This is a genomic window from Pseudomonas sp. PSB11, from assembly GCF_014596605.1.
Lineage (GTDB): Bacteria > Pseudomonadota > Gammaproteobacteria > Pseudomonadales > Pseudomonadaceae > Aquipseudomonas > Aquipseudomonas umsongensis.
On record NZ_NOIO01000013.1, the window covers coordinates 1 to 13,001 of the forward strand.

Below are 13,001 nucleotides of genomic sequence, written 5' to 3' on the forward strand. Positions count from 1 at the left end.
GATGGTGCGGGAGGCAATCTTGATCTACAACCAGGAGCGCCCGCACCTGTCTTTAAAATACAAAACGCCCGATGCGGTGCATCGGGCGCTGGGTGAAATAGATGTAAACCTATTTCAGGACTAGACACGTTGTTTTTATTTCAAAAGAAAAAAGCCGACCTGTCTATTCAACAGATCGGCCCTTTTCAGTGACGCCTTGCGTCAGACATGCTCACTGTTCTTGGCCAGCACTGGTCGCGGGTCCACCGCCCCATGTGCCGATTCCACCACTGGAATCTCCTTGCCATCGCAGTCGTGCAACTTGCCGTCGCTGAAGTAATCCCCTTCGCGCAACGCCGCCAGGTCCTGGTAGCGCAACACCCGCTCGGTGCCCGCCGCAAACACCGACTGCTGGTCGGAGTTACCGGCCGTGAGGTGGTTGAAGGTCAGGTTGAGCACGATGGCCATGATTGCCGAAGAGCTGATACCCGAATGGAAGATCGTGGCGAACCAGCTTGGGAAGTGATCGTAGAAGTTCGGCGCGGCGATCGGGATCATGCCGAAACCGATGGAGGTCGCGACGATGATCAGGTTGACGTTATTGCGGTAGTCGACCTTGGACAGCGTGCGAATGCCGCTGGCCGCAACGGTGCCGAACAGCACGATACCGGCCCCGCCGAGGACGGAGGTCGGCACGGCGGCAATCACACGCCCCATGAACGGTAGCAGGCCGAGGATCACCAGGAACAGGCCGCCGGTGGCCACCACATAACGGCTCTTGATGCCGGTCACCGCCACCAGCCCCACGTTCTGGGCGAAGGCGCTTTGGGTGAAGGAGCCGAAGATCGGGGCGATCATGCTCGACAGCATGTCCGCGCGCAATCCGTTGCCCAGGCGCTTGGAATCGACCTTGGTGTCGATGATTTCACCCACGGCCAGGATATCGGCCGAGGTTTCCACCAGGGTCACCATGACCACGATGCACATGGACAGGATTGCCGCGAAGTGGAAGGTCGGCATACCAAAGTGAAAAGGTGTCGGGAAACCGAACATTGGCCCCTGGCCGACGGACGAGAAATCCGCCATGCCAAGGAACACCGCGACGACCGTACCGATGACCATCGCCAGCAGGATCGACAACCTTGAGATGGTGGCGCTGCCGATCTTGCTCAGCAACAGCACCAGCACCAGCGTCACCGCTGCCAACCCGATGTTGGCCATGCTGCCAAAGTCAGGGGCGTGACTGTTGCCACCCATGGCCCAGCGTGCCGCCACCGGCATCAGCGTTAGACCGATGGTGGTGATCACGATGCCCGTGACCAGCGGCGGGAAGAACTTGGTGATTCGCGAGAACACCGGCGTGATCAGCAATCCGATCAGGGAAGCGGCTATGACCGCCCCCAGGATCGACTGAAACCCGCCCTCGCCGCCACTGCTGACAATCGCCACCATGGTCGCGACGCCGGAAAACGACACGCCCTGCACCAGCGGCAACTGACAACCGAAAAACGGCAGACCCAGGGTTTGCAGCAACGTGGCCAGCCCCCCCGCAAACAATGAAGCAGCAATCAACAAACCGATGTCCGCCGGCGACAGCCCGGCCGCCTGCCCAATGATCAAGGGCACCGCGACGATGCCACCGTACATGGTCAGAACATGTTGCAGGCCGTAAGCCATATTCGCGCCGATCCCGAGATTTTCATCTTCAGGCCGTTGGTGTGAAACATGGGGCGTTTTCATGTTAGGGGGTTCCCTGGTTTTTGTTATGCGCACACTGTATTCAAGATCCAGGACAAATGTCTATAGAGTTGTATACAACTTGCCAGTCAAATTATGAACGGTCGTTCATGCAGGCTGTGTGCCATCGCGCATCACATCGTAAAAAACCTTGAAATACATCCGCGCGCCCCATTCTCCCGCGCCCACTAGTCTTTTGAATTCCTGGTGACCATCGGTAGTGATCGCCCCCTTTCATATACATATAAAGTATGCATAATGAAGTCATTCGAAATTCAGTATCACAGGGCGAAGAACGCAGCCAATAAACTCAAGCACCTGGGTATCAGCCTCGCAGATACGGAGCCAGTGTTCCATGATGAACGGGCGCTAACCTTTGAAGACAATCATCATGACGAACAGCGCTGGATCATCATGGGGCTGGACGGCAAAGGTCGTTTGCTGGTCGTGGCGTACACCCACCGTGACCCTAATTTCGTTCGAATCATTTCGGCGCGCCTCGCCAGCAAAAACGAGCGCCGCCAGTATCTGGAGGCTTGACCCATGAAAGACGAGTACGACTTCAGCCATGCCAGGCGTGGGGCAGTTGCCTCCAGCAAAGGCAAGACCCGTATCACCATCATGCTTGATGACGTCGTCATCGAAGCGGCACGCGCGCTCGCGGAGAGCGAGGGTTATGGCTACCAGACCGCGATCAACAACACACTGCGCAGGGCGTTGCTGACCGGGCATGACAAAACAGAAGGTAGCACTGGCAGGCACCTGAAAAAGGGGATCACCGCCTCTGAGTTGAAAAACCTGGAAAAAAAGCTCGCGCAAGCCCTCAGTGAAATTCAGCGGGTGATGGAGCCTGATGCCCGGCCTTAGAAAAGCACGGAAAAGGTGCAAATTGATCCAATCCGCACTTTTTTTGTGTGCACGATGCGTCGACTATTGCGGCGCTATCAATCGCTCAAGTGTGCGCATCAACGATGCATGCGTGGGCACCCGAATCTCGAACTCGCTTTCCAGCACGCCAATCAACTCCTGTAGGTCGGCCACTTCCCGGCGTTCACTGTCCTGCCCTGTACGATGGATTGCAAAGCTGCCGTTATTGAGGGTCCGTCGCCATCCTTCCCCGGTTCGAGCCACCATCAGTTGCCTGGCGAACGGTGATTCGGGGTGGGTCGAGACGTACCAGTTGCCAACGGCGTAATCGATGTCCTCCTGGCGCTGCAGATCGAAGATGTACATGGGTCGCCATTCATTCGCGACCTTGGCGCGAAGGGTGTAGCCGTCAACGTGCTGTTCAATGCGATACGGCTCGTGGGGAGTCCATTGTTCATCGCGGCTGTCGAGCAACAGCGGTGCCGTGGGCACCATGCCGCCGAAGCCGACGTCAGTGATGTAGCGCACGCCATCGAGCGTCACCAGGCTCAAACGGTGCGTACGCGCGGTCCAGGCACCCTCCGGCTGGCCCATGACCACGCGCCCGCTGATGCCCCGCGCGTCGAAGCCGAGCGCCTGGAGCAAGACCAGAAACAGATAGTTGAGTTCGTAGCAGTAACCGCCGCGCCCATCCTGCAGGACCTTTTGCTCGATCGATGCCAAGTCGATGAGCACCGGCTCGCCTGCCAGCGTGGTGAGGTTTTCAAACGCAAAGGCACCGGTGTGACGCAATTGAAGCAGGCGCAGGGTTTCAAGCGTCGGTGCCGGGGGAGCGTCGAATCCCAGGCGCCTTAGATAGGAAACAGTGTTTGCCAGACGTGGCTCGCTCATCGCTTTATCCTTATGCACGCAAGCTGTGGACGCTATGTATAAGGGATGAAGGGGTACGGCCGACAATTGATTTAGCCAATCGTCCGGCAAGAACACTCAACGGCGCTTGCGCGAGCTCAACTGAATCCAGGTGGGCGCATGGTCGCTGGCATGGGGTTCGTTGCGCACCCAGGCATCGACACCGGCGTCCTCCAGGTATGGACTCAAGGCCGGGTTGAGCAACAGGTGATCGATGCGTAACCCGGAGTTTTTCTGCCAGTGCTGGCGAAAATAATCCCAGAAGGTGTAGACCCGCTCATTCGGATACAGGTGTCGCAGAGCATCGGTCCAACCCTGGTCCAGCAGACGCTGGTAACACTCGCGGCTCTCGGGTTGCAGCAAGGCATCCTTGAGCCAGGAACGCGTGTTATAGATGTCGAGGTCGGTGGGAACCACATTGTAGTCACCCGCCAGCACTACCGGATGCTCACTGCCCTGCAGCGCCTTTGCGTAACGTATCAGGCGCTCGAACCAGGCCAGTTTGTAATCAAACTTCGGCCCTGGTTGCGGGTTACCGTTGGGCAAGTACAGACAACCCACCACAATCCCGTGTACGGCAGCTTCCAGGTACCGACTGTGACTATCCTCGTCATCGCCCGGCAGACCTCGACGGCTTTCCAGTGGCTGCGCATCGCGTGCCAGAATCGCCACCCCGCTCCATGACGCCTGCCCCTGCCAGATCGCTCCGTATCCGATGGCCTCAAGCTGCGCGGCGGGAAACGCACTGTCGACCGACTTGAGCTCCTGGAGACAGGCGATATCCGGTTGTTCGCGCTCAAGCCAGGCCAACAGATTTGGCAGGCGGGCGCGCATGCCGTTGACGTTGAATGTCGCAATTCGCAGCTTTTTCATGACCACCGTCCCGTTTGGCTGGGTCTCATGGGTGTGACCGCACGGCCTGCCAGGTGTTCGGCCCACCATAGACTGCCACTCGTCATGCTGCTGGCACCAACCGCCCTGCCCTTCACACCAACTTCAGGTAACGACTCATTTTTTGGAGACGGACCATGAAAAACGCCAGAATCACTTCGCTGTTTCTCGCTGGATTGCTTTGCGCGGCCTCCCTGGCCACCTTCGCAGCCGGCGATGGTGCTGATGCCGCGGGTACTAAATCCGGAGCATCCAGCGGGCCGGTCATGCCACCGGACAACACGCCGAGCTCGCCCTCGGGCGGCAACGCCGGTGACGGCGGTGCAACCGGCTCATCAAGTGGAAGCGCGGGCAGCAACAGCGGTTCGGGTGCCGGAGGGGGCACCGGGGCGGCTGGCGGAGGGACCGGCGGGGCTGGCGGCGGGACGGGCAGCTGAACGCGTAAAGGCAGCCGATGACGGATCATCGTCGGCTGCCTCGATTGCCCGCACTACATCTGCTTGACCGCTGGCGGATTCCACTTGCCGTTCAAGGCCTCGGACTTCGGACCGTACAAGCGCATGGTCAGGTTGAACGGCCCCTTGGGCGCCGGCAGCCAATTGGCTTCCAGGTCCTTGCCAGGGTTTTCATTCTGGAAATAGATATCGAGCGAGCCGTCAGCGTTGTTCTTGAACGGCATCCAGCTGCTGACCGCGAATCGGTTGAGCTCGTTCCCTACCTGGAAACCTTCAGGGTCGTACAGTGTGATCGACCAGAAGGCATTCACTGGAGGCACTTCATCCTTGGCGAAATGCAGCACGTATTTGTGCGCGCCGTCGAGGGCATTGCCATTTACATCACCGATATTCAAGGGATAGATCGCGTCTTCCGGCAGATTCGCGCCGAGCCCCACCTGCGCCACAATCGCGCGTTTGAGGTAGTAGTTGCCGTAGACGCCCATGGTGTCGGTGTTCATCGACCAGCCGTTGACCACTCGTGCGAGGGTAGGCACCTTCCACGCCATCAGTGCTTGCGCGTCCTTGGGCGCAGTCTCCAAGGCAGCTTTTATCTCAGGGTCCAGGGCATCCATGCTGAACGACTTGCCAGGTTCGATGCCAATGCGCTTGATTTGCGCCAGTAGCGGCTGATCGGTGCCGTGGGCCGGATGCACCTTGAGCAGTTCGGCGGCGTAGGCGAAGTAGTCGGCCGCCGACATTGTATCGACCTGGATTTTCGGCGGGGTCTTCATGTCCACGGCCGGGTCGATCTTGACGCTGACCGGTTCAGCACCTTTGCCCAGCCGAGACAACGGCGTCACGGTGTAGCCGGCCTGGATCTTGTGCACCGCCGCGTAGTCCGCCGCGCCATCGGTCTTGGTTCGCCCGATCACCCAGACAAAGGGCGTCGGCGCCGGCAGATGGTTCAGTCCCGCAGGTACTGTGCCGGTCCATCCCGGTGGGGTCACCAGGAACTGCGCTGCGTCGGTTCCGGTGGTGCGCCAGCCTGGCGAAGCGAATACGTCACTCCACATGTCGAGCATCGGCAGCAAATAGAAGCGTCCGGCTGTATCTGGCGCAGCGATGACCAGCGGTTCTTTGGTCAGGTCGAGCCATGCGATGGAATACAACGTGTCGAAATTCGACCGCACCACCCCTTTGAAATCTGCAGGCGGGTACTCAGGCACACTCACAAACATGTTCATCGGGCCTTTGCCAAACTCCTTGCCCGGTTCAATGTTGGTGAATTGCTTGCGGGTGATGTCCATGGTCAACAGCGGATAAAAGTAAACGTAGGCATCCACGCCAATGGCATGCGCTTCTTCGGCGGTGATTTTCGATTGCGCCTGACTGACCAGCGGAAAGACCGCGCTGGACGCAACAATAAGGGCTATGGAGGTCAAAGCTTGGGTTATCGACATAGTGGCGATCGTCCGTGCGATGGGGAGATCTGCCGGAAGTGGCAGAGCTATCGGAACTCTAGACGATCAATTGCACAAGTTCTGACAGGCAGACAATCGGCTACCGCTAGTCGCGCAGCCACGTCAGCGGTCCGATCGCACGAGTGCCTGCACCCCGCCCTCCACCGACAACGTCGCCGAACGGTTCCTGCCCGAATGCTTGGCCTGATACAGCGCAGCGTCCGCGCGCTGGATGAACACTTCCACGCTATCGCGCCCCGTTGGCACGAACGAATAGCAACCGAGGCTGACGGTCACGTATCCGCAGGGCGATCCCGAATGGCTGATGTTCTTGTCCATGACGCCGCGACGGATCTGTTCGGCAATGTTCATGGCGCCCTGAATATCGGTGTCAGGCAGCAACACCGCAAACTCTTCGCCACCGTATCGCACTGCCAGATCGGCTTTGCGATGGCAGCAACTTTTCACGGCACGTGCCACTTCGGCCAGACAGTGATCGCCCACCACATGACCGTAGGTATCGTTGTAACGCTTGAAAAAATCGATATCGAGCATGATCAGGCTCAGCGGGCTGTGTTGCCGGGCGCCGCGCCCGAATTCGATATCGAGGGCCCGCTCGAACAACCGGCGATTGGCCAGGCCGGTCAGGCTGTCGTGGGTGGCAATCAGCTCAAGTGCTTGCTGAGCTTGTCGCAAGTCCGCCTCGACCTGCTCACCCACACGCACCTGGCGTATGAACACCCAGCCGATCAGTCCGATGCCCAGCATGACCAGCACGACGATGGCGCTGGAGCGAAATGCCGTGTCGTACCAGTCCGCGAGAATCGAGTCCCGCGACGATGCCGCCGAGACCACCAGCGGGTAGGCCTCCAGCTGCCGATAACCATGCAGGCGGACAATCGAATCCATCTCTGAGGCGAACATCGCGTTGCCGGAAGTCGCGCGAGGCAGCAGGTTCTGAAAGATTTCACCCTTGGCCAATGACGTACCGATCTGCGCTTGCACATAGGGCCGACGGGCGAGCAACGTGCCATCGGTCAATGCCAGGAACATCGCGCCGTTGTCATCGATACTGAAGCTTTTGAAGAACTGCTCGAAGTACGACATCTTGATGCCGGCCAGCAGCACCCCCTGGAACTGCCCCTTCCTGTCATTGACCCGCTTGGAGATCGGAATGATCCATTCGCCATTTTCCCGACTGCGGATGGCCGGGCCGATGTGCGCCACGGAAGAAATGTTCTGCTGGTGAAACCTGAAATATTCGCGATCGGCCACGCCGTTGCCGCGAGGCAGTGCTTCAAACGAGGTCACGACCCACTGGCCCTTTTGGTCGAACAACAGGATGCCGTGCAATTGATCCAGCGCCTGCACCCGCCGGACGAAGGTCTTCTGCAAACGTGGACGTTGGGCTGGGCCGAATCCGTCGGCCTGAATCCAGTCCACCAGGCTGGTCAGCACCAGATCGGCTTGCATGAAGGTGTCTTCGGCCTGCTGCGCCATGGCCCGCGTCAGGTTCGACGAGGCGACCTGGGCCTGGCTCAGGTCATGGCGCCGGGACTGCTCCAGTTGCAGATAAAGCAAGGCGCACAGGCATAGGCACACCGCGCCGATAAACAACACTGCGGCGTTGCGCAGCGGTATGCGTTTCAAGGCGATCCCTTGGGCGTGATACAACTCATCAAGGCGTGTTGGCAAAAAGCGCTCCCTGAAAGGACAAGGCACGAGCGACACCCCCATGCCTCTGGTTTTGGGCGCCAAGTCTACGATGTTACCCGCGGGAAAAGCGCAGCAGATGCCAAATGTTTAACCATCCCCTGGAAACTGTCAGCGACATGACACAGGACAACTGCCACATCACCATCAAGGAGCTACGATGAGTGTTACACCACGACAGGGAAATGAAATGAGCAAGGCAGACGAGCTGGCCGTAAAACTGAAACAGACCCGGCCCTCCGGCATCGATCAGGCGATCGACAGTTGGCCGGGCCAGGTCTATGAGCTGTATCACCGGATCGAGGCCTGGTTACAGCCATTGACCGAGGCCGGCCTGGTCCTGCGGCGCAACCCCACTCACGTGTTCGAGAGCCACCCACAGGGTGACACCTTCGACTATGCCATCGACCAACTGGTGATCACCGGCAATCGCCAAAGCATCACGCTCGATCCCGTCGCGCGCTTCACGGCGGATGGCGAGGGGCGGGTCGAAATCCACTGCAAAGGCAACGAACTGGCCCTGTTGCGCACCGTGGACGAACACGGCGCAACACATTGGTGGCTACAAGTGATCGAACAAGCCGCAGCGCAACCGGATGCGGTCGCGCTGACCGAAAACAATCTGCTGTCGGTGGTCCAGGCAGGACTGGAGCTCGGGTGAAGCACCATCACCGCAAAGGTGGAACCCGGATATCACCGGCACGGCATTGTGTCTTCACTCCGGTGCCACAAGACGCAAACGCCAGGTCCTTGTCCATGCAGACCCGAACCTCCGACAACTGCGGCCCGTTGCAGATCACCGCAATGCCATCCCCCGGCAACCCCGGATTGCTCTGGCGAAACATCTGCTCAATGTCCCGGGCTGAAAAATAAAGCGTGTTATTCAAGGGTTGCAGTTGCTCGGGAATCCTGACCGCGCCCAAGGCCTTGTCGGAGGCCTCCAGGTAACCGATGGCACCTAGGCCGCTGCACGTGCCGTGCTTGGCCCATTCGTGCTCGAGCAGCTTGTTGGTCGGGAATAGCATCAAGCCCTTCGCCCGCTCCTCTGGCGAAAGCTTCACCCTCGGCGCGCAGGACTTCGGCCAACCACCCCGGGCGTATTGCGGCCAGAGGCCGTGAAGTACAAAGCCATAGCCTTTGCCGGAACATTGCGCGTCGTCACGATGGGTCAGGCAGTAGGTAGGAGACCAGGACAGCACCAACAGATAGTAGTCAAACACCCCCGCCACGGATGGCGGCCTGGCGCTCCCTGAATCCCGGGCGCTGCTCGGGCCCACGCTGGCGAACGTCAACACGATCAGCGCGACCATGGCGTAAAGTCTTTTCATCGGCACGTTCCTTCGAGGTGATTTCATTGGAAATAACACCGACCGACACTGGACCGGTCAAAAGCCGATACTTTGGCACAGCCACGAACGCGCTCCACCAAGAGAGTCATTCGAAATGTGTGATGTCGTGCAGAAGAACAATCCGTCAAAGCAACCTGTCGAGCTCTTCCAGGGTCATCCGTGGAATCAGTCGCGATGGAATTTTCGAGACGCCGGACAAGTTGTAGACCTGAAAATCCTCGTTGATGACTTGCTTCGACAGGATCTCGAACGACGGCAGGATTCTCGTCTGAAAATGGTCGTCGAGCACGCAGGGTGAAACGAATTTGCCTGGCGTTTCATAGAAGCGCCCCGCTGTCGGGTCCAGGTCGACGCCCACCAGGAACACCCGATTGAATCCCAGGTGGTAGGCGAGCTGCAAAGCCAGGTAGGCGACGGTACGCGCGTCAAAAAAACCGCGTTTGAGGTTCTTGCTGAAACCCAGGGTTTTACTCCGCCCCCTGCCTAGCTTGCGGACCCTGACAAGGTCTTTGTCAGTCCTGAAAAAATCACTCCACACCAACTTGGGTGCCCGGCTTAGCAAGTACAGCTTGCCTTGGGGCTTTAGCGAGGTGTGCCAGACATGTTTTTCCCACAGCGCAACCCGCTCGCTGATGCGCATGGCCTCGGTGAACAATTCCGGCTGCTGCTCGGAAAACCCCTGGTCGGTACACACATAAAAGTACGGCTTGATACCTGTACCCGTGAATTTCGAAATGGCACCGTTCATGCTGATCATTGGAACGCCAGCATACCTGTGCAACGGGAAATCCTTGGCCGATTTACCCGACGCCACGATGAACACGGGTCCCTTTTGAATGTTGCGACACTCATCCAGGTCGTGCACCCGAAGCGCCCGGGTAATGAGTGTCGTTTTTTTGTCGGCAACATCCATCGTCAATGTCCCTATCCCTATCCCTATTTAACTGAACAACTGTGACCCATTTTCATGTCCATGGTTCTCAATGGGTCCCCCCGGCCTGGCTTCTCGCCAAGGCGCCAGGACTACAGCGTGTCTTGCCCCCTAACGACCAGTGACGGCTCTGCTCGTTGCAACTCCAGGGCAGGCAACTTGGAAGGCTGGTTCAAGAGTCGCAGCACTGGCGAATCGTAACCGTAAACGTCCGGTTTGAACGTCACCCGTCCGTCGTTATTCAGATCCACTGTCCAATAGGCCAGCAGCACGGGCACCTTGACGGGAAGGCTGATGTTTTGAGTCTTGCCGTTGGCCAGTTGCTTTTGAATACCCGCCGCGTTCCAGCGCACAGGGTCGTTGAACAGCAGTTCAACCAGCTGCAATGGATTCTCCACCCGGATGCAACCGGAGCTGGTGGCACGCATGGATTTGGAGAACAGCTCGCGATGCGGGGTATCGTGGAGGTAGATCGCATAGTCGTTGGGGAACCGGATCACCACCTGCCCGAGCGAGTTATCCGGGCCGGCGTCCTGGCGCAGGGTGATGCCGCGCGCATTGGACCAGTCGACGGTCGACGGGTCGAGCGTGTTGCCTTGCCGATCCAGGGCGCGAATCCGGTTGGCCGCCAGGTAACCGGGATTCTGCTGGATCTTGGGCAACATATCCTTGACGAGAATCGTTGGCGGAACGGTCCAGGTGGGGTTGAAGGTGACGTAGGTGATTTCGGACTGGAACACCGGCGTGCTGCGAAACGGTTTGCCGACCTGCACCCGGGAACGCCAGATCGGCTGACCGTCGCGGTACAGGGCGACCTTGTAGCCAGCGATGTCGACGATGACAAAGGTGCCTTGCAGCTTATAGAGCAACCAGCGCGCCCGCTCCATGTTCACCCGCACCTGGTCGATTCGCGCCTCGACCGGTACATTCAGCGCCGCCAGGGTTCCCGCGCCCGCCACGCCATCTGCGCCGAGGTATTGTTCCAGCTGATATTTCTTCACCGCGGCAATGACACTGTCGTCGTAATCGGTACGCTTGGACTTGTGCGGGTCCAGGTACCCGGCGGCCACCAGGCGCGCGCGCAATTGCTTGACAGCTGCATTGTCCATGCCGGGCTTGAGCGACTGCCCTTCGGCGACTTTCGGCCAACCACCGGCATCGCGCACCTTGCGCAACTGCGCAAGGCTCTCGCGCAGGCGGCGATAAACGGCCTCCTGGGGCGGCGCTTGGGCGAAAGCACGAGCCACGTCGTGATCATCCAGGGCGGTGAAGAAGGTGTTCATGTCTTCGCGAGGATCGATGCCCTCGGGTTCGAAGTTCCAATGAAAATCCAGGCGTGCCGGGTCAACCTTGCCCCGGCGCAATTGCAGCAACGCCGTGACGTACGTGCGGGTCGCCGCAATATCGAACGCCGCCCATTGCGCCGGGGTTGGTGCCGTGGCCTGCAACGCCAGTTGCGCCTGGGCCAGTTCACCGGCCCGATAATCGGCAGGAACCAAGCCATCGGCCTGGGTATCATCCAGGCCCTTGAGCAACTGGCTGACATCTCGCCCGTTCCTCCACGCGGCGCGGAAATTGCGGTGTGAATAGAAATCCAGCACCACCCGGGCCACATCCACCCGTTGATGCTTGCGTGAGGTCAGCAGCGGAGGAAATGCTGATTGCAAGGGTTCGAGCTGCGCCTGGATCGCCTGGCCGATTTCGTCATCGGGTGCTGCACCAAGCACGCTCACGGACACCGGAGATACCGGAGATACCGGAGATACCGGAGATACCGGAGATACCGGCACGATCGGCGAAGTTTCACCCACAGCAGTGCCGCTGATCAGAAAGACCATAAAAAATACGCGGCTTATGACGAATAACCTTGTTAATTGACCCATGGATAATCCTTAATCGCCTGTAATCAAAGGGCTAGCGTTCAACTCGCTGCTAGACTCGACATATTCCTGATGAGACATTTTTATGGCGCTACATCGCTTTGGCTTCCTGACAGCCCTGTTGCTGACGTCGGCTATCCTTCCATCAGCCTACGCCGATTCGCTCGAAGTCGCGCTGGCCAAAGCTGCTCCAAACGCCAATGCCAAGGTCATTGCCCTGGCGGTTCGCGCAACACAGTGTACCCGTGCCCAAGGTGCAGCACCGGCACAGAGACTAGCAGTGATCGATTATTCCCTGCCTTCTACCGAACAGCGCCTGTGGGTATTCGACCTGAAAAAACGCAAGCTGCTGTTCCACGAACTGGTTGCCCATGGCCGTAACAGCGGCGAAAACATGGCGACCCAGTTCTCCAACCAGAACGAAAGTTTCGCCACCAGCCTGGGCCTGTACCGCACCCAACAGAGTTATGTCGGCCAGAACGGTTATTCGTTGCGCATGGAAGGCCTGGAGCCTGGCTTCAACGATAACGCCTTCGACCGGGCAATCGTCATTCACGGCGCGCCCTATGTCAGCCCCGTGCTGGCCCGCGCCAACGGCCGGATCGGCAGGAGCCTCGGCTGCCCGGCGGTCAGGCCGGCCATCGCTCACCGCCTGATCGACTCGATGAAAGATGGGCAGCTGCTGTTTTCCTATTACCCGGACCAGCGCTGGCTGAAATCCTCTTCGTACATCAATTGCGGCAGCGGCACGGTGGCCTCGTCGGACAAGGTCACGTCACGCCAGTAAACCGACTGCTGAAGCGGGTATCTACTAAAGGCGGACATTGCATCACGGAAATTGCGTCATC

General features: G+C 59.0%; 13 protein-coding genes. 5 read left to right on the forward strand and 8 right to left on the reverse strand.

The window, feature by feature from the left end; translation table 11 throughout:
- Positions 1–201 precede the first annotated feature (201 nt).
- Positions 202–1,719, reverse strand: coding sequence for a nucleobase:cation symporter-2 family protein (locus CGA21_RS16225; protein ID WP_110749210.1), 1,518 nt, complete (start codon positions 1,717–1,719; stop codon positions 202–204).
- Between the two features lie 255 nt (positions 1,720–1,974).
- Between CGA21_RS16225 and CGA21_RS16230 the strand changes: the two genes are divergently transcribed.
- The gene (locus CGA21_RS16230) at positions 1,975–2,256 is read left to right on the forward strand and encodes a BrnT family toxin (RefSeq protein WP_188264596.1); all 282 of its coding nucleotides are present in this window, start codon (positions 1,975–1,977) and stop codon (positions 2,254–2,256) included.
- Between the two features lie 3 nt (positions 2,257–2,259).
- A complete protein-coding gene (locus CGA21_RS16235) occupies positions 2,260–2,583 on the forward strand; it encodes a BrnA antitoxin family protein (RefSeq protein ID WP_020795516.1) in 324 nt (107 codons plus the stop codon).
- A 63-nt stretch (positions 2,584–2,646) separates the two neighbouring features.
- On the opposite strand, the gene CGA21_RS16240 is transcribed toward CGA21_RS16235, so the two are convergent.
- Positions 2,647–3,474, reverse strand: a complete 828-nt coding sequence (locus tag CGA21_RS16240; protein WP_188264597.1) for an arylamine N-acetyltransferase family protein — start codon at positions 3,472–3,474, stop codon at positions 2,647–2,649.
- Positions 3,475–3,570: 96 nt separating this feature from the next.
- Positions 3,571–4,365 (reverse strand): exodeoxyribonuclease III, encoded by a 795-nt coding sequence (gene xth / locus CGA21_RS16245; RefSeq protein ID WP_188264598.1) that lies wholly within the window; start codon positions 4,363–4,365, stop codon positions 3,571–3,573.
- A 155-nt stretch (positions 4,366–4,520) separates the two neighbouring features.
- On the opposite strand from xth, the gene CGA21_RS16250 reads away from it, so the two are divergent.
- A complete protein-coding gene (locus CGA21_RS16250) occupies positions 4,521–4,820 on the forward strand; it encodes a hypothetical protein (protein ID WP_110749217.1) in 300 nt (99 codons plus the stop codon).
- 53 nt (positions 4,821–4,873) lie between these two features.
- Here CGA21_RS16250 and CGA21_RS16255 read toward each other — a convergent pair whose 3' ends face one another.
- On the reverse strand, positions 4,874–6,280 hold the full coding sequence (locus tag CGA21_RS16255; RefSeq protein WP_110749219.1) for a DUF1254 domain-containing protein: 1,407 nt from the start codon (positions 6,278–6,280) through the stop codon (positions 4,874–4,876).
- Between the two features lie 123 nt (positions 6,281–6,403).
- Complete coding sequence (locus CGA21_RS16260; protein WP_188264599.1) at positions 6,404–7,975, reverse strand: GGDEF domain-containing protein; 1,572 nt, start codon at positions 7,973–7,975, stop codon at positions 6,404–6,406.
- A gap of 208 nt (positions 7,976–8,183) precedes the next feature.
- On the opposite strand from CGA21_RS16260, the gene CGA21_RS16265 reads away from it, so the two are divergent.
- A complete protein-coding gene (locus CGA21_RS16265; protein WP_188264600.1) occupies positions 8,184–8,654 on the forward strand; it encodes a hypothetical protein in 471 nt (156 codons plus the stop codon).
- Between the two features lie 7 nt (positions 8,655–8,661).
- On the opposite strand, the gene CGA21_RS16270 is transcribed toward CGA21_RS16265, so the two are convergent.
- The 3 genes from CGA21_RS16270 to CGA21_RS16280 form a co-directional block, all read right to left on the reverse strand.
- A complete protein-coding gene (locus tag CGA21_RS16270) occupies positions 8,662–9,321 on the reverse strand; it encodes a ribonuclease T2 family protein (protein WP_110749225.1) in 660 nt (219 codons plus the stop codon).
- 145 nt (positions 9,322–9,466) lie between these two features.
- A complete protein-coding gene (locus CGA21_RS16275; RefSeq protein ID WP_110749227.1) occupies positions 9,467–10,255 on the reverse strand; it encodes a 6-hydroxymethylpterin diphosphokinase MptE-like protein in 789 nt (262 codons plus the stop codon).
- 110 nt (positions 10,256–10,365) lie between these two features.
- On the reverse strand, positions 10,366–12,156 hold the full coding sequence (locus tag CGA21_RS16280; protein WP_188264601.1) for a murein L,D-transpeptidase: 1,791 nt from the start codon (positions 12,154–12,156) through the stop codon (positions 10,366–10,368).
- 82 nt (positions 12,157–12,238) lie between these two features.
- On the opposite strand from CGA21_RS16280, the gene CGA21_RS16285 reads away from it, so the two are divergent.
- Positions 12,239–12,940: a murein L,D-transpeptidase catalytic domain family protein gene (locus CGA21_RS16285; protein ID WP_020795526.1), complete on the forward strand. Its 702-nt coding sequence runs from the start codon at positions 12,239–12,241 to the stop codon at positions 12,938–12,940.
- Positions 12,941–13,001: the final 61 nt, after the last annotated feature.